This is a genomic window from Methylobacterium sp. WL120 (assembly GCF_008039465.1).
GTDB classification, from domain to species: Bacteria; Pseudomonadota; Alphaproteobacteria; order Rhizobiales; family Beijerinckiaceae; genus Methylobacterium; species Methylobacterium cerastii.
The window spans coordinates 26018-42724 of the sequence record NZ_VRUT01000023.1; the positions used below are offsets into that span (position 1 = coordinate 26018).

The window sequence follows — 16707 nt, forward strand, 5'->3', positions numbered from 1 at the left end:
CATCCGCCCGTCCCGCCGGCTCGAGCCGGCGGGACACATCGTCGTGTGCCGATTGACCTGAAGATCGTCAGAAAAGAAGCGCCGTGGCCGTCTACACCGAGGTATCCGACGCGGCTTTGACCGACTTCCTCGCCGACTACGAGATCGGCGGGCTGCTCTCCTACAAGGGCATCGCGGAAGGCGTCGAGAACACCAACTTCTTCCTGCACACCACCGGCGGCGCCTACATCCTCACCCTGTACGAGAAGCGGGTGCGGGCCGGCGACCTCCCGTTCTTCATCAACCTGATGGAGCACTTGGCGACCCGCGGGCTCGCCTGCCCGCAGCCGGTCCGAAACCGCGACGGCACGGCGCTCGGCACCCTCTGCGACCGCCCGGCGGCGATCGTCAGCTTCCTCGACGGGGTCTCGGTCAAGGCGCCGACCGCGCATCACTGCGCCGAGCTCGGCCGGGCGCTGGCGCGGCTCCACGCCGCCGGCGCCGACTTCGGCATGTGCCGCGACAACAGCCTTTCGGTCGGCGCCTGGCGCCCGCTCTTCGACCATGCGGCGAGCCAGGCCGACGTGGTCTCGGCCGGCCTCGCCGCGCGCACCCGCGACGACCTCGCCTGGCTCGAGGCCGCGTGGCCCGCGAACCTGCCCGGCGGCGTGATCCATGCGGACCTGTTCACCGACAACGTGTTCTTCATCGGCGACGGGCTGTCGGGGCTGATCGACTTCTACTTCGCCTGCACGGATGCCTTCGCCTACGACCTCGCGATCTGCCTCAACGCCTGGTGCTTCTCCCCTGAAAGCACCTACCACCGCGACATGGGCGCGGCGCTGATCGCCGGCTACGAGGCGGTGCGCCCGCTGGAGCCGGCGGAGGTCGAGGCCCTGCCGATCCTGTGCCGCGGTGCGGCGCTCCGCTTCATGCTGACCCGGCTGGTCGACTGGCTGAACGTGCCGCCGGGCGCCCTGGTCCAGCCGAAGGACCCGCGCGAGTACGATCGCCGCCTGACCTTCCACCGGCAGGCCCGGGATGCCGCCGCCTACGGGTGGACGCGATGAGCGAGGCGGCGACCGACGAGGCCCCCACCCGGGTGAAGATCTACACGGACGGGGCCTGCTCCGGGAATCCCGGCCCCGGCGGCTGGGGCGCGATCCTGATCTACGGCGACACGCGCCGCGAGATCTCGGGAGGCGAGGCGCACACCACCAACAACCGCATGGAGCTGCTCGCCGCGATCGAGGCGCTGGAAGCGCTCAAGCGGCCCTGCCGCGTCGACGTGTTCACCGACTCGCAGTACCTGCGCCAGGGCGTCACCACCTGGATCCACGGCTGGAAGGCGCGCGGCTGGCGAACCGCCGACAAGAAGCCGGTGAAGAACGAGGACCTGTGGCGCCGCATCGACGAGGCCCGCACCCGGCACGCGGTCGAGTGGCACTGGGTCAAGGGCCACGCCAGCGACCCGCTGAACAACCGCGTCGACGCCCTCGCTGTGGCCGCGATGGCGCCGTTCAAGACCAGGCGCTGAACGGCTCGCCGCCGCTCAGGCGAGGGGGCCGGGGATCGCGCGCTCGGCTTCGGCCAGCAGCCGCGTCTCGTGGCGGCGCACGAACAGCCACAGGGCCAGGCCGCCGAAGATCACCACGGCCAGCAGCGCCAGCCCGACGGGGCCGGCGATGGTCTCGATCGAGCGGCCGCAATAGTACGAGCCGAGGCCCATGGCGGTCGCCCAGGTGAGGCCGCCGAGCCCGTTGAACAGCATGAAGCGGCGGGCGTCGAGCCGGTTCACCCCGGCGAGCAGCGCCGCGTAGGCCCGCAGCATCGCGGTGAAGCGGCCGAAGAAGACGATCTTCCCGCCATGCTCGCGGAACAGGTACTGCCCGAGCTTGAGTCGGCCGTGGTCGAGGGCGATCAGGCGGCCGTAGCGCAGCAGCAGCGGCATGCCCCAGCGCCGGCCGACCCAGTAGCCGAGGTTGTCGCCGATGATCGCGGCGGCCGCGGCGGCGGCGATGATCAGCGCGATGTTGAGGTTGCCGGTGGTGCCGGCGTAGACCGCCGAAGAGATCAGCACCGTCTCGCCCGGCATCGGCACGCCGGCGCTCTCAAGGGTGATGATGACGAAGATCGCGACGTAGCCGTAGGAGGCGATCAGGTCGGCGATCGGCAGTTCGTGCAGGAAGGACATGCGGCCCCTGAGGTTGGACGGGCCGCAACTCGCAACGGGAAGGTGTCCATTCGAGGGCGCGGGTCCGCCGCGCCCCCGTCCGACCGAACCCTTGGGTTCAGATCACCTTGAGCAGCGCTTCAGCGCTCGAGGTGTCGGCCTTCGAGGGCGATTCCTCGACGTTGAGCACGCGCACCACGCCGTCTTCGACCAGCATCGCGTAGCGCTTGGAGCGGAGGCCGAGGCCGAAGCCGCTGCCGTCCATCTCGAGACCGAGGCCCTTGGCGAAGTCGCCGTTTCCGTCGGCCAGGAACTCGAGCCCTTCCGCGCCGCTGGCCTTCGACCACGCTTCGAGCACGAACACGTCGTTGACCGAGGTGACGGCGATGGCGTCGACGCCGCGGGCGAGGAGCGCATCCTTGTTGGCGACGAAGCCAGGCAGGTGGTTGCGGTGGCAGCTCGGGGTGAAGGCGCCCGGCACGCCGACCAGCACGACGCGGCGGCCCTTGAACACGTCGTCGGTGGTCTTGGCCAGGGGACCCTCGGGGCCGGTGATGCGGAAGGTGGCCTGGGGCAGATGATCGCCGACCTGAATCGTCATGGCTGAACGTTCCTTACTAAAGTGCGGTCCGCCGAAGGGGACGCCGGTTCGGCGAAGGACGCACGTCACGAGAAGAGCTTGGTGCCGTTCCCCGTCGCGATGCGACCCGGAACGGCGCCGGCGCGTCGCGGGACGGCACCGCTTCGGATGGCCGGTGACCTAGCGCGGCCCGCCGGGGCTGTCGAGCGAGACGCGGCCGTCCGCGCGCCCGCGAGGCCGGGGCTGCACGGCGTTTTGTCCGCTGGACATCGGGGGGGCTGAGCGTAGCATGCGGGGATGCCCAGGCCTTCGACACCGACGCCCGCTTCCAGCGATCCCGCCTACCTCGACGGCCAGTTCCTCGTGGCGATGCCGGGGATGGCGGATGCGCGCTTCGCCCGATCCGTCATCTACGTCTGCGCGCACTCGGCCGACGGCGCCATGGGCATCATCGTCAACAAGCCGGTGACCGACCTGTCGATGCCCGACCTGCTGGTGCAGCTCGACGTGGCGGGCGAGGCCGACGCGATCCGCCTGCGCGAGCGGGTCGGCCACATGCCGGTGCTGATGGGCGGCCCGGTCGAGGGCAAGCGCGGCTTCGTGCTCCACACCGACGACTTCCACATCGACCAGTCGACGCTGATTATCGACGACGGCATCTGCCTCACCGCCACCGTCGAGATCCTGCGCGCGATCGCGGCCGGCGACGGGCCGGCCAGCGCCGTGCTGGCGCTGGGCTATGCCGGCTGGCAGGCGGGCCAGCTCGAGAGCGAGATCATGGCCAACGGCTGGCTCAACTGCCCGGCCGACCCGGACCTGATCTTCCACGCGGATCTGGCCGGCAAGTACGACCGGGCGCTGCGCGGCAACGGCATCGACCCGGCCATGCTCTCGGTGAGCGCCGGGCGGGCCTGAGGGCGCGCCGCGCCGCGGGCGTCCCGGCGGCGCTCCTGACGCGCCAAGTTGCCAACGCGCTGCGCGCCGGTCGATCCGCCGGGGCGACGACAGCGAACACGCCCGCGCTGACACCGATCGCATCACGCTCGCGCGACCGTCGGCACGTCTGCGCAGCCGGCCTTCCCCGGAACCATCGCCGTGGTAAGGTGGTTGCCTGCGACGCCCTAGGTCGACGTCCGGGTGAAGGAGCGTTCCCATGGCTCGAATGGATCTCGCCTACACTGCCTTCGAGGGCATGCGGTACATGATGGCGCCGGCGCGCATGGCCGCCGACATGGCGTGGTTCGGGCTGCAGAACCCGGCCAACCCGCTCTCCTACTCCCCCTATGCCCGCTCGATGGTGGCCGGGTGCGAGATGTTCGAGCGCGCTACCCGCCGCTACGGCAAGCCGGCCTTCGGGCTGTCCGAGACGGTCGTCGACGGCGTCGCCGTGCCGGTGACCGAGCGGGTGGTGTGGGAGCGGCCGTTCTGCCGGGTGATTGCGTTCGAGCGCGCCTTCGCCAACCCGCCGGCCGAGCCGCAGCCCAAGCTCCTCGTGGTGGCGCCGATGTCGGGGCACTACGCCACGCTGCTGCGCGGCACCGTCGAGGCGATGCTGCCGAACCACGACGTCTACATCACCGACTGGTCGGATGCGCGCATGGTGCCGCTGCTCGCCGGGCGGTTCGATCTCGACAGCTACATCGACTACTGCAAGGCGATCTTCGCCGCCCTCGGGCCGGACCTCCACGTCATGGCCGTGTGCCAGCCGGCGGTGCCGGTGCTCGCCGCGGTGGCGGTGATGGAGGCGGCCGGCGACCCCGGCGTGCCGGTCTCGATGACCCTGGTGGGCGGGCCGATCGACACCCGCCGCTCGCCCACCGCCGTGAACTGCATGGCGCAGGAGCGCGGGCAGGCGTGGTTCGAGTCGAACACCATCTCCTACGTGCCGCCGATCCACCCCGGCGCGTTCCGGGCGGTCTATCCCGGCTTCCTGCAGCTGGCGGGGTTCATGGCGATGAACCTCGACCGGCACAGGGACGCCCATTCCGACATGTTCGACCACCTCGTGAAGGGCGACGGCGACTCGGCCGAGAAGCACCGCGCGTTCTACGACGAGTACCTGGCGGTGATGGACCTGACGGCCGAGTTCTACCTCCAGACCGTCGAGACGGTGTTCGTGAACCACGACCTGCCCAAGGGCACGATGCGCCACCACGGCGTCCCGGTCGACCTGACGGCGATCCGAAGCTGCGCGATCCTCGCGGTGGAGGGCGAGAACGACGACATCTCCGGCGTCGGCCAGACGCTCGCCGCCCTCGACCTGACGCCGAACTTGGCGGCCGAGCGCAAGGCCTACCACCTGCAGCCGGGCGTCGGGCATTACGGCGTGTTCAACGGCTCGCGCTACCGCACGGTCATCGCCCCCCGCATCGCCGCCTTCGTGCGCGAGATGCAGGGGCTGCCCGCCGCCGAGCGGCCGCTGCGGCTCGCGAGCTGAGCGGACGACCGCAAGAATCTGCCGCCTTCGCCCTTTAGGGGCGGGGGCGGCGGAGCTAGACTGTCGTCATGCCTTTCGCGCTGCTGCGACGTCCCGATCCCGACCATCTCGACATCGTCCACGCGGGCGAGACCTACCGCATCGCGGTGCGTCGGCGCCCGACCGCGCGGCGCCTGACGCTGCGCGTCTCGGCCGCGACCGGCGAGGTGGTGATCACCCTGCCGGCCCGCAGCGCGATCAGCACGGCGCAGCGCTTCGCCGTGAGTCACGGCGGCTGGATCGCCGCCCGCCTCGCCCGCGTGCCCGAACGGGTGCCGCTCGCGGAAGGCGCGATGGTGCCCTTGCGCGGCGTGCCGCACCGAATCGTGCGGCGGGGCTCGCGCAGCGGCATCACCCGGATCGAGGAAGGGGCCGAGCCCACGCTCTCGGTCTCGTGCGGCCCCGAGCACGTCGCCCGCCGGGTGCGGGCCTTCCTCGACGAGGCAGTGCGGGCCGACCTCGCGCGCGCGGTGACGCACTACACCGCCAAGCTCGGCCAGGGGCCGGTGCGGATCACCGTGCGCGACACGCGCAGCCGCTGGGGCTCCTGCACCGCGGGCGGCGCCCTCAACTTCTCCTGGCGCCTGATCCTCGCGCCGCCCTTCGTGCTCGACTACCTCGTCGCCCACGAGATGGCGCACTTGCGCGAAATGAACCACTCGGCCCGGTTCTGGACCCTGCTGGGCCAGCTCTGCCCCGAGGTCGACGCCGCGGAAGCCTGGCTCAAGCGCAACGGCACGGCGCTGCATCGCTACGGGTGAGGGCGTGAGCGGAACATTCCCTCCCGCGCAGAGGGGGGAGGGATGCGTCGCGAGAAGTCATGACGCCCTCGGCCGCAGTATCGAAGGCAGCGCCCCCTCAACCTTTCGAGCGAAGCACCCGCTCGCGGGACACGCGTTCGGCCGGCCAGGTCGGGCGCGGGTCGACCTCGCCGGGGGCCAGGGTGCGGGGGGCGACGCTGTCGCAGAGCTCGCGCTGGCGGACGATGATCGGGTTGCCGTATTCGTCGCGGCGGCGGACCAGGCCGCCCTCGCGGCAGAAGCCGGCGATGGCGGCGTTGCCGTTGCGGCGGCCGTAGGGGTTCCGCTCAACCGGCGGGTGTTCCACCGTGAGTAGCCCGTCGTGGTTGAGCGAGCGCTCGACATAGGTCGTCTCGCCGATGGGAAGCGGCTCGGCCGTCGCGGCGACGCCGGAGGCGCCGAGCAGCAGGACGGTCAGGGCGAGGACACGCATGGCGCCGGCTCTCGTGTGGTGATGCATCGCAGCGATATCTAGGCCGCGCCGCATTCGGGGGATAGCGCATTGCGGCAACATTTGGTCCGCGGAAGGCCGGGTCCCGCGTGTTCGACGGCTTCGCGGACCGAACCGAGTGTCGGCTTCCCTCGAATGCCGCGCTTGCGCGTGTGCCTCTGCTTGACAGCGCCGGCCCCCGCATGGTCGGAACACCCGGGTTTTCGGCAAGGCCCCGCCCGCGGCGGGTTCGGGGTACGCTCGTGAAGGGATCGTCCGTGCGGCTGCGCAGGAGTTTCGGGAGGAGTTTCGATCGCGTCCGGCGCCCGGCCTTGGGCCTGGCATCCGCGGCCCTCGCCGCCGGCTTGCTCGGCGCCGGATTCTTCGCCGGCCTGGGCGGGGCGGCTCAGGCGCAGGGGATGGTGCGCAAGACCTTCGAGGATTGGCAGCTGCGCTGCGAGACGCCGGCCGGGGCCAAGGCCGAGCAATGCGCCATGGTGCAGTACCTCGCCGCCGAAGACCGGCCGAACCTCACCCTCGTCGTGATCGTGCTGAAGACCGCCGACAACCGCGGCTACCTGCTCCGCGTGGTGGCGCCGCTCGGCGTGCTGCTGCCCTCCGGGCTCGGGCTGAAGATCGACCAGACCGATGTCGGCCGCGCCGGCTTCGTGCGCTGCCTCACCACCGGCTGTGTCGCCGAGGTGGTGATGGACGAGGGCCTCGTGCGCCAGTTCAAGGCCGGCACGCAGGCGACCTTCATCGTGTTCCAGACGCCGGAAGAGGGCGTCGGCATCCCGCTGTCGATGAAGGGCTTCGCCGCCGGGTTCGACAGCCTGAAGTGACCATAGGGAGGCGCGGCATGATCGGGGCTTTGGGGATCGGACGAGCGGCGCTTTGCGGGCTCGTCCTGGCGCTCGGCGCGGCGCCGGCGGGCGCCGAGGAGGGCAACGTCTTCTCCAACCTGTTCAAGTACGGCGGCACCACCGTGCCCCCGTCGCAGCCCAAGGAACTCGAGGCGGCCTATTGCCCGACCGTCGACGTGCCGGAGGGCGGCGCCGCGCTCACCAACCCGCCCGGTGCCACGGCGGCCGGCATCCGCAGCCAGGTCTCCCTCGGGCGCGTCGCGCGCGAATGCACCCGGCGCGCGGACGGGTCGATCTCCGTCAAGGTCGGCGTCGAGGCGCGCGTCCTGCTCGGTCCCTCCGGCGCGGCGGGCCGGTTCGACGTGCCCTTCACCATCGCGATCAAGCACGACGACAAGACCGTGACCACGCGCACCCGCCGCGTCGCGGTGGTGGTCGGCCCCGGCGAGGCGCAGGGCTTCACCTCGATGGTGGAGGATGACATCCCTGTCCCCGCGGCGATGAGCGCCGACTACGAGATCGTGGTCGGCCTGGGCGGCGCCCCGAAGGCGCCGACGAAGCCGAAACCCCGCCGCCGCGCCCCGGTGGCCGCGGCGCCGTCTCAAGCGACGACGTCCGAAGCCCCCGTCGAGGCGGGCGCCGCGCAGTGAGGCCGCAGCCGGGACACGGCCCGTTCCGCGCCTGACCGCCCGCCTCGGGCGCGCGACCCCGTTCCGCCTCGTGCCGGCCGCCGACCCGGTCTTCGACCTGCGCCTGGTGCTGCCGGAGATGGCGGGCGGCGGCTGGATCGTCCTCACCTATCGCGAACCGCCGACGACTCGCCCGCGCCGGCCGATGCTTCGCTTGGTCCGCGCGGAGGGCGTCGAGGACGTGGTGCTGCCCGGCGTCACACAGGCCTACGCTCACTGGCTCGGTCTGCTGCCGGACGACCTGCGCGAGATCCACCTCGCCGCCGAACCCGGCTTCGTGCTGGAGCGCGTCGGGCGCCGCAGCACGGCGAGCCTGTTCCTGCAGGCCCTGGCGACCCGGCCGCTGCGCGGAATCTCCGCGCTCTACGAAGGCCTGCGCGGCGACGAACGCCGCTACCGCGACACCCTCCGCGGCACCTGCGCGGTGACGCCGCGCGCACGGTATTCGGATTGGGCGGCGGAGCGGGCCGCACCGCTGCCCGAACCCCGTGGCGGCATGGACCGACGGAACGCGGCGGCCGCGACCGACCCCATCTCCCGAACGGGAGAGGGGACCCGCGATCCAATGGCGATCCGCGTGCTCGTCCTGGCGGATGCGGATTCCAAAAGCCTCGCTGCGACGCTCGGTAGCCTGCGGGCGCAGAGCCATCCCGGCTGGCGCGCCGTCGTCCTGCATGAGGCCCCCCACCAAGCCACGCTCGACGACCCCCGAATCGCGCACGCGCCGTGGCGGGACGACCGCAGCCTTCGCGATCTCGTCGGGGACGCCTCCCTCTGCCTCCTCCGCGCCGGAGACCGCCTCGTATCGGAGGCGCTGGGCTTGCTCGCCACTGAAATCGGGCAGGCCGACTTGATCTATGCCGACGAGTTGCGCGACGGCGCCCCGCGGCTGAAGCCCGATTGGAGCCCCGACCTCGCGCGCGTCACCGGCTACCAGGGCCGGCCCTGGCTCGCTGCGCCGGCCCTGCTCGCGCGGCTGCCGGATGGTCCGGTCGGGCCGAGGGAAACCTTTCCCCTCGCCCTCGACCTGATGCTCGGGCAGGCCGCAGCCGGCGTGGCACACTTGCCGCGCGTGCTGGCCGAGACGGTCGGCGCCGACCCGGATGCGGTCGCGCGCGCCGATTTGCTCATCCAGCATCGGACCGCTGTCGCCGAGCCCTTGATCCGCGATCGCGTGGTCGACCTGCTCTGGCCGCTGCCCGATCCAGCGCCACGCGTCAGCATCGTGATCCCGTCGCGCGATCGGCTCGACCTGATCGAACGGGTCTGCCGCGGCGTGCTGCACGAGACCGCCTATCCCGCGATCGAATGCGTGATCGTCGACAACGGCTCGACCGATCCGGCCGTGCTCGCGCATTACGACGCGCTCCGGCGCGATCCGCGGGTGACGATCGTGGCCTACGACGCGCCGTTCAACTTCTCGGCGATGGTCAACGCCGGGGTCGCCGCCGCGACCGGGTCGGTCGTCGTCCTGCTCAACAACGACGTGGCGGTGCTGCGCCCCGATTGGCTCGACGCGATGGTGAGGCAGGCGCTGCGGCCTAAAGTCGGTGCGGTCGGGGCCAAGCTGCTCTACGCCGACGGCACGCTGCAACATGCCGGCGTCGTCGTCGGGCTCGGCGGCCGGGCCGGGCACATCCTGCGCAAGCGCCCGGGCGACACCACCGGGCATCTCGGGCGCCTGCGCGTCGCGCACGAGGTCTCGGCGGTCACCGCCGCGTGCCTCGCTGTTTCACGGGAAAACTACCTCGCCGTCGGCGGCTTCGACGCGGAGGCGTTCCCGGTCGACTTCAACGACGTGGATTTCTGCCTCCGCCTCGGAGCCACCGGACGCAAGACGATGTGGACGCCGGCAGCGACCCTGGCCCATCTCGAATCGGTGAGCCGCGGCCCTTCGGTCGGGGTTAAACGCGTCCGATTCGAACAGGAGGCCGCCCGGTTCGCCGAGCGCTGGCGCGACGCGATCCGGCACGACCCGTACTACCATCCAGGCCTGTCGCTCACGACCTTCGGCGAGGACCTGGAATAGCCATGGCGCGCGCAAGGCCCCCCGGCATCGTCGCCACCCTGGCACGTCACCCGCAGCAGACCCTCGACATCCTCTGGGCGCGGCTGACCGGCCAGCGCCTGCGCGCTCGGCAGCGCCTCGCCGCCCTCGTCGGGATCGACCACCAACTGGCGCTGCCGGCCGCCATCCTCGACCGCTTCCCGATCGAACGCGAGGCGACGGACGAGCCCGACCTGCACGTGCTCACCGCGCCGGGCCATGACCTCGTCGCGGGCGCGTGCCGAACCTTCGCCGACGCCTTCGCCGCCGATTCCAGCCTGCACGCGCTCTACGGCGACGCGCTGATCCAGCCGACGCCCGGGGGGCCGGTGTTCCCGCTGCTGCGCCCGGCCTTCGATGCGGACTACCTGATGGCCGTCGACTGGCTCGGCCCAGTGCTGGCGCTGCGCCGAACGAGCTTTTTGCAGATCGCCGGCGCGGATGCGGAGATCTCTGCGCTGGAGGCCGTGCTGCGCATCGCCGAGCGCTACGGCGTCGGCGCGATCGGGCACCTGCCGGGGATCGCGTCGGTTCAAATCGGGGCGGATGTGGGCGACGCCGGTGTCCGAAGCCCGGCGCGGGTCCCCTCTCCCGTCCGGGAGAGGGACAGGGTGAGGGACCAGGTCTTTCCGGCGCGGTCGCACCCCACACCCCAACCCTCTCCCGGACGGGAGAGGGGGCCGGTCGGCGAGGTGGAAACATCGAGTCCGCAGAAGGAGCATTCGCTGGATCGGCGTCTCGCGATCCTCCGCCGCCACCTCGACCGCACCGGGCGGGCCGAGACGGAACTCGCGCGCGAACCCGACGTCGTCGTCGTCCTGCATCCGCTGCCCGACCCGCTCCCGCTCGTCAGCGTGATCGTGCCGACCCGCGACCGGGTCGACCTGCTGCGGCCCTGCCTGGAAAGCCTGCGCACGCAGACCGGTTGGCCGAACCTCGAGATCCTGGTCGCCGACAACGACAGCGGCGCGCCCGAGACGCGGGCCTATTTCCGCATCCTGGAAGGGGAGGGGGTGCGCATCGTCGACTGCCCCGGCCCCTTCGACTTCGCCGGCATGAACAACGCCGCCGCCGCCCTGGCGCAGGGCGCGGTGCTCGCCTTCGTCAACAACGACGTCGAGGCCTTCGCGCCGGGCTGGCTCGGGCGGATGGTGCGCGAGGCGCTGCGGCCGGAGGTCGGCGCGGTCGGCGCCAAGCTGCTCGACGGGGCGGGGCGGATCCAGCACGGCGGCATCGTGCTCGGCACCGGCGGGCTGGCGACCCACGCGCACCGGCACTTTCCGGGCGACGCCCCCGGCTACGGGATGCGCCTCCAGGCGACGCACGCGGTCTCGGCCGTCACCGCCGCGTGCCTTGTGGTCGAGGCGCGGAAATTCCGCGCGGTCGGCGGCTTCGACGCCGAGCACTTCGCGGTGGACTTCAACGACGTCGACCTATGCCTGCGCCTGAATGCGGCCGGCCATCGCACGCTGATGGCGCCGGGCGCGGTGCTGCATCACCGCGAGGGGGCGAGCCGGAGGCGCTCGGCGGAGGCGGAAAAGCGCCACGCCCGCGAGGTCGCGGCATTTCAAATGCGATGGAGGCCGCTGCTGGCGCAGGACCCCCATTATCATCCGGCCTTCGACCCGAACCTTTCGACCCACGCGCGGCTGCGCGCGGGATGGTTCGACCAGCCTACTGGACCAAGCGCGGTCCGCCGGTCTGGACCTTCTCGTTCTCCGACATGATGCCGAGACGCTTGGCGACCTCGGTGTAGGCCTCGATCAGCCCCCCGAGGTCCTTGCGGAACCGGTCCTTGTCGAGCTTGTCCGCGGACTTGATGTCCCACAGGCGGCATGAATCCGGGGAGATCTCGTCGGCGACGACGATGCGCATCATGTCGCCTTCCCACAGGCGGCCGGTCTCGATCTTGAAGTCGACGAGGCGGATGCCGACGCCGAGGAACAGGCCAGACAGGAAGTCGTTGACGCGGATCGCCAGCGCCATGATGTCGTCGATCTCCTGGGGCGTGGCCCAGCCGAACGCGGTGATGTGCTCCTCGGAGACCATCGGGTCGTTGAGCGCGTCGTTCTTGTAATAGAACTCGATGATCGAGCGCGGCAGCTGCGTGCCTTCCTCGAGGCCCAGCCGCGTCGCCAGCGAGCCGGCGGCGACGTTGCGCACCACCACCTCGAGCGGGATGATCTCGACTTCGCGGATCAGCTGCTCGCGCATGTTGAGCCGGCGAATGAAATGGGTCGGCACGCCGATGTCGTTGAGGTGCTGGAAGACGAATTCCGAGATCCGATTGTTCAGCACGCCCTTGCCGTCGATGATCTCGTGCTTCTTCGCGTTGAAGGCGGTCGCGTCGTCCTTGAAGTGCTGGATGAGCGTTCCCGGCTCCGGACCCTCGTAGAGGACCTTCGCCTTGCCCTCGTAGATGCGACGGCGGCGGTTCATAGGCGTGTACCGTGGTTTGAGGAAGTCCATCGGGCCGTGGCTCCTGGGCGACGTGACGTGCGCGGATTCCGCGGCGTTCAGACCTCGCGAGAGGTCGGGCCGCGGGCACAAGTCATGACTCCAGAACTCCGGCGGCCGTGCCGCAAACTACCCGAAGCGCGTTGGCAGCACAACGCGTTAGCCGGGTGGGGGATACGCGCCGTGCGCTCTTCACTTCCCCGGAAAGGCCGCCGGTTTCGTCGAGCTCCGCGGGTACCGAAGCGGGCGCCAGTCCCTTCTCCCGTTTGGGACAGGGAGACGGTCGGCGTTTCGAGCGACTCCTTCGATGCCGTCGCCCACGGATGCGAAAGTTCGATCACGGTAGAGGAAAGGTAAAGGCGCGGGTTCCCACTCCCTCTGGACGATAGAGCCGCGGGCCGCCCTCACACCGTCTTGTCCGGGTAGCGGCACAGGTCGGCGATCGGGCAGCGCGGGCAGTCGGGCTTGCGCGCCTTGCAGACGTAGCGCCCGAACAGGATCAGCCAGTGGTGGGCGTTGAGCCGGAAGGGCTCCGGCACCAGCGCCTCCAGCCCGGCCTGGACCTTGTCGGTGGTGGCGGCCACCACCAGGGGGATGCGGTTGGCCACGCGGAAGATGTGGGTGTCGACGGCGATGCGCGGCTCGCCGAAGGCGACGTTGAGCACCACGCTCGCGGTCTTGGCGCCGACGCCGGGCAGCACCTGCAGCTCGGCCTGGCTGCGCGGCACCGCGCCGCCGTGCTGCTCCACCAGGATGCGCGAGAGCGCGACGACGTTCTTCGCCTTGGTGTTGAACAGCCCGATCGTGCGGATGAACCCGCGCACCTGCTCCTCGCCCAGCGCCAGCATCGCCTCCGGGTTGTCGGCGACGGCGAAGAGCGGCCCGGTCGCGCGGTTCACGCCGACATCGGTCGCCTGGGCCGACAGCACCACCGCCACGAGCAGCGTGTAGGGGTTGAGGAATTCGAGCTCGGCCCGCGGCTCCGGGTCGGCCGCCCGCAGGCGGGAGAAGATCTCGACGAGGGTCTCCGGCCCCACGGGCTCGGGCGCGCGGGTGGCGCGTGCGACGATCGGTCGGGCGAGCGTGGCCCCGATCGCGGCTTTCTTCACGGCGGGCGGCTTCCTGGCTGGCATCGTCGGGTTATATTGGCCCCATGGCGAGCGGCAACCTCCACGTCCACCCGGACGGCCTCGATCCCGACACCATCGACCAGCCGGTCTTCTCGGCCACCATCCGGCCGGCCCAATCCCTGAGCCGCGTCGGCTTCAAGGTGGTGATGACCGGCTGCTGCCTCGTCTCCCTAGTGATCTCGGTGTGGTGCTGGCGCATGGGCTTCTGGCCGATCGCCGGGTTCTTCGGCCTCGACATGCTGGCGATCTACGCCGCGCTCAAGGTCAGCTTCCGCCGCGGCCGCTCCTTCGAGGAGGTGATGATCTCGCAGCTCGAGATCCTGCTCACCCGGGTCAGCCACCGCGGGGAACGCCACCAATGGCGCTTCAACCCGCTCTGGACCAAGCTGACCCAGGTCGAGGACGAGGAATACGGGCTGCAGCGCCTGACCCTGGTCTCGCGCCGGGAATATGTGGTCGTCGCCCGCGACGCCTCGCCCGACGAGCGCGCCCGCATCGCCCGCGGCCTCACCGGGGCGCTCGCGCAGGTGAAAAAGGGGTACTGACGGAAGGCACCGACGACGTATTACCCAAACTAAGGTGCACCCCCTCTCACCGAGTGCGGGGAGAGGGCTTTGCCGACCTCGTCGTCGGCAAAGCGAGGCGGTAGCCGAAGGTGAGGGGGCTTGGCCGGAAGAGCCACGTCCGCCACCTCCCCCTCACCGCCGCTTCGGCTTCGCCTTCGCTCCCCGCACGGACGACGAGGTCCGTGCGGGCCTCTCCCCGCATGCGGGGAGAGGGGATGCGCGGCACCACCTGTCATTCCCGGCCTCGTCGGCACGGAAGATGCCTCGGTTCTCACACCTGAGCGGAGGGCGCACGTGCACGACACCCCCACCATCGACCGGCGCACCCTGCTCGGCGGCATCGCGACGGCTGCGGCCGTCGCGGCGTCGCCGGCACGTGGGACCGAGGCGAACGCCATCACCGCCGCCTCGGCGGGCGAGCTGGCCGAGGCGATTCGCAGCCGGCGCTACAGTGCGGTCGAGGTGGTGGAGGCGCATCTCGCCCGCATCGCCGCGGTCAACCCACGGCTCAACGCCGTCGTCCAGGTCACGGCGGAGTCAGCCCGCCGCGAGGCCGCCGCCGCCGACGCCGCCCTGGCGCGGGGCGAGGCACCAAAACCCCTCCACGGCGTGCCGGTCACGATCAAGGACACGCTGGAGACCGCGGGCGTGGTCTGCACCGGCGGCACGCTCGGCCGCGCCGGCTTCGTGCCGAAGGCCGACGCCACCGCGGTGGCCCGCCTCCGCGCGGCCGGCGCGATCGTGCTGGGCAAGACCAACGTGCCGGAGCTGGCCGGCGCGCTGGAGACCGACAACCTGGTCTACGGCCGCACCAACAACCCCTACGACCTCGCCCGCACCCCGGGCGGCAGCAGCGGCGGCGAGGCGGCGATCGTCGCCGCCGGCGGTTCGCCCCTCGGCCTCGGCACCGATGCCGGCGGCAGCATCCGCGTGCCGGCGCATTATTGCGGCCTCGCCGCCCTGAAGCCGACCTCCGGCCGCATTCCGCGCACCGGGCAGTTCCCCCGGCCGATGGGCGCGCGCAACAGCGTGTTCCACGTCAGCCTGATCGCCCGTCGCGTCGACGACCTCGCGCTGGCGCTGCCCGTCGTCGCCGGGCCGGATTTTTCCGACTACACCATCGTCGACATGCCCCTGCGCGATCCCCGCGCGGTCGTCCTGCGCGGATTGAAGCTCGCCTGCTTCGACGACGACGGCGCCTCCGCCCCGACCCCGGAGATCGCCGCCGCGATCCGCTCGGCGGCGCGGGCCTTCGCGGAGGCGGGCCTCGCTGTCGAGGAGCGTCGCCTGCCGGACGCGGACAAGGCGGCTGCCATCTACTACGACATGACCCCGGGCGACGGCGGCGCCGGCACCCGCGCCTTCCTGAGATCGATCGGCACCGACCGGATCTCCCCGCTGTTCGAGCAGTCGCTGAGCTCGCGCGCGGCGCCGGCCATGCCCGACATCACCGCGGCGCTGGCGGCGTTCAACCGCTGGGACGCGTTCCGCAATGCGCAGCTCGCGTTCCTGCACGGTTACGATGCGGTGCTCTCGCCAGTCCTGCCCTACGTGGCGCCGCCGCACGGCACCAGCTTCGATCCGATGCTGCAACGGGGGGCGGGCTATGCCCAGAACCACAACCTCACCGGTTGGCCGGCGGTGGCGGTCCGCGTCGGGACCTCGCATGAGGGGATGCCGATCGGCGTGCAGGTGGCGGCCCATCCCTGGCGCGAGGACGTCGCCCTGGCGCTCGGCCGCCATCTCAAGGCGAGCTTCGGCGGCTTCTCCCCGCCTCCGCTCTGAGCGATCGCCTTACTCGCCCGGCGTCCAGTCGATCCGCGGGCGCTGCGCCAGAATGCGGTCGAAGTAGTTGGCCACCGCCTGCGCCCCGTCCGAATGCATCATCGCCACCGGGTGGGCGAGGTAGGCGCGCGCCAGCTCCAGAGGCATCTCGCCGGCCTTCAGCGCGGCCAGCACCACATCGATGAAGGCGTCGTTGGCCTCGTTGAAGTCGTTCGACAGCTTCTTGCGGTCGTTCAGGGCCTTGATCGCCATCGCGCATGCTCCGTGCCGCCCCCGCGGCGACGCGGTTCTACGGATCGGGGGGCGGATCGTTCCGCGATGCGGATGCCCCCCGGGTCATGGAAGGGCGTCGCTGTTCGCCTCGGGGCCGCCTTCCAGGCTCTGTCATGTCTCTGTCGTGAAAATCCGCAAAAGTTCCATTTCGCCTGTTGACGGGCTGGGTGGGTGTCCGTATACCCCTGTTCATCGAACGGGGGCGGCGGCGACGCGGTTCTGGTTCGGGACCACCGACATGACGAGCGAAGGGGCAACTGGCGTGAGCCGGGTGGCCTGGTGTTTGTGTCGGCGGTGTTGTCGGTTTCGGGTCTGGCCTTGGTGTCGGGTTTGGGGTTGACAGGGGGTCTGGGTGGGTTTAGACGCCTCCCACCGCTGAGGCGGACCACCGAGTGGTTGGTTCGGTATCACGGTTCTCCAAGACGGGCAAGGCGGTTTAGGGTTGATAGCCCTGGATTT

17 protein-coding genes are annotated in these 16707 nt (G+C 71.0%); 11 read left to right on the forward strand and 6 right to left on the reverse strand.

Going from position 1 to position 16707, the window contains the following annotated elements; translation table 11 throughout:
- Nucleotides 1–83: 83 nt before the first annotated feature.
- Both FV229_RS07030 and rnhA read left to right on the forward strand, forming a co-directional pair.
- Nucleotides 84–1049 (forward strand): homoserine kinase, encoded by a 966-nt coding sequence (locus tag FV229_RS07030; RefSeq protein ID WP_147751274.1) that lies wholly within the window; start codon nucleotides 84–86, stop codon nucleotides 1047–1049.
- Nucleotides 1046–1516, forward strand: a complete 471-nt coding sequence (gene rnhA / locus FV229_RS07035) for a ribonuclease HI (RefSeq protein WP_147751275.1) — start codon at nucleotides 1046–1048, stop codon at nucleotides 1514–1516. The genes FV229_RS07030 and rnhA overlap by 4 nt, the downstream gene beginning before the upstream one ends.
- A 15-nt stretch (nucleotides 1517–1531) precedes the next feature.
- Here the strand turns inward: rnhA and FV229_RS07040 are convergent, their stop codons facing one another.
- Both FV229_RS07040 and FV229_RS07045 read right to left on the reverse strand, forming a co-directional pair.
- The gene (locus tag FV229_RS07040; protein WP_147751276.1) at nucleotides 1532–2173 is read right to left on the reverse strand and encodes a DedA family protein; all 642 of its coding nucleotides are present in this window, start codon (nucleotides 2171–2173) and stop codon (nucleotides 1532–1534) included.
- A gap of 97 nt (nucleotides 2174–2270) precedes the next feature.
- Nucleotides 2271–2753: a peroxiredoxin gene (locus FV229_RS07045; RefSeq protein WP_147751277.1), complete on the reverse strand. Its 483-nt coding sequence runs from the start codon at nucleotides 2751–2753 to the stop codon at nucleotides 2271–2273.
- A gap of 276 nt (nucleotides 2754–3029) precedes the next feature.
- On the opposite strand from FV229_RS07045, the gene FV229_RS07050 reads away from it, so the two are divergent.
- From FV229_RS07050 to FV229_RS07060, 3 genes are all read left to right on the forward strand, one after another.
- Nucleotides 3030–3647, forward strand: a complete 618-nt coding sequence (locus tag FV229_RS07050; protein ID WP_147751278.1) for a YqgE/AlgH family protein — start codon at nucleotides 3030–3032, stop codon at nucleotides 3645–3647.
- A gap of 247 nt (nucleotides 3648–3894) precedes the next feature.
- Nucleotides 3895–5169 (forward strand): polyhydroxyalkanoate depolymerase, encoded by a 1275-nt coding sequence (phaZ, locus tag FV229_RS07055; RefSeq protein ID WP_147751289.1) that lies wholly within the window; start codon nucleotides 3895–3897, stop codon nucleotides 5167–5169.
- 68 nt (nucleotides 5170–5237) lie between these two features.
- Complete coding sequence (locus FV229_RS07060; protein WP_147751279.1) at nucleotides 5238–5969, forward strand: SprT family zinc-dependent metalloprotease; 732 nt, start codon at nucleotides 5238–5240, stop codon at nucleotides 5967–5969.
- A 97-nt stretch (nucleotides 5970–6066) separates the two neighbouring features.
- On the opposite strand, the gene FV229_RS07065 is transcribed toward FV229_RS07060, so the two are convergent.
- Nucleotides 6067–6441 (reverse strand): hypothetical protein, encoded by a 375-nt coding sequence (locus FV229_RS07065; RefSeq protein WP_147751280.1) that lies wholly within the window; start codon nucleotides 6439–6441, stop codon nucleotides 6067–6069.
- 362 nt (nucleotides 6442–6803) lie between these two features.
- Here FV229_RS07065 and FV229_RS07070 point away from each other — a divergent pair, with 362 nt between their 5' ends.
- The 4 genes from FV229_RS07070 (at nucleotide 6804) to FV229_RS27975 (ending at nucleotide 11764) form a co-directional block, all read left to right on the forward strand.
- Entirely contained in the window at nucleotides 6804–7280 is a 477-nt protein-coding gene (locus tag FV229_RS07070; protein WP_246685385.1) for an invasion associated locus B family protein, read from the forward strand.
- A 17-nt stretch (nucleotides 7281–7297) separates the two neighbouring features.
- Nucleotides 7298–7951, forward strand: coding sequence for a hypothetical protein (locus FV229_RS07075; RefSeq protein ID WP_238272672.1), 654 nt, complete (start codon nucleotides 7298–7300; stop codon nucleotides 7949–7951).
- Nucleotides 7952–8021: 70 nt separating this feature from the next.
- Nucleotides 8022–10019: a glycosyltransferase gene (locus FV229_RS07080; protein WP_246688088.1), complete on the forward strand. Its 1998-nt coding sequence runs from the start codon at nucleotides 8022–8024 to the stop codon at nucleotides 10017–10019.
- A 2-nt stretch (nucleotides 10020–10021) separates the two neighbouring features.
- Nucleotides 10022–11764: a glycosyltransferase gene (locus FV229_RS27975; protein WP_246688089.1), complete on the forward strand. Its 1743-nt coding sequence runs from the start codon at nucleotides 10022–10024 to the stop codon at nucleotides 11762–11764.
- Here FV229_RS27975 and purC read toward each other — a convergent pair.
- Nucleotides 11712–12506 carry a phosphoribosylaminoimidazolesuccinocarboxamide synthase gene (gene purC, locus FV229_RS07090; protein WP_147728905.1) on the reverse strand — a complete coding sequence of 265 codons (795 nt, stop codon included), beginning with the start codon at nucleotides 12504–12506 and terminating at the stop codon, nucleotides 11712–11714. The genes FV229_RS27975 and purC overlap by 53 nt on opposite strands.
- A gap of 392 nt (nucleotides 12507–12898) precedes the next feature.
- The gene (gene nth, locus FV229_RS07095) at nucleotides 12899–13627 is read right to left on the reverse strand and encodes an endonuclease III (RefSeq protein WP_147751282.1); all 729 of its coding nucleotides are present in this window, start codon (nucleotides 13625–13627) and stop codon (nucleotides 12899–12901) included.
- A 20-nt stretch (nucleotides 13628–13647) separates the two neighbouring features.
- On the opposite strand from nth, the gene FV229_RS07100 reads away from it, so the two are divergent.
- On the forward strand, nucleotides 13648–14169 hold the full coding sequence (locus FV229_RS07100) for a DUF2244 domain-containing protein (RefSeq protein WP_147751283.1): 522 nt from the start codon (nucleotides 13648–13650) through the stop codon (nucleotides 14167–14169).
- 315 nt (nucleotides 14170–14484) lie between these two features.
- The gene (locus FV229_RS07105) at nucleotides 14485–15975 is read left to right on the forward strand and encodes an amidase (protein ID WP_187275082.1); all 1491 of its coding nucleotides are present in this window, start codon (nucleotides 14485–14487) and stop codon (nucleotides 15973–15975) included.
- 9 nt (nucleotides 15976–15984) lie between these two features.
- On the opposite strand, the gene FV229_RS07110 is transcribed toward FV229_RS07105, so the two are convergent.
- Entirely contained in the window at nucleotides 15985–16227 is a 243-nt protein-coding gene (locus FV229_RS07110) for a hypothetical protein (RefSeq protein WP_147751285.1), read from the reverse strand.
- Nucleotides 16228–16707 lie beyond the last annotated feature (480 nt).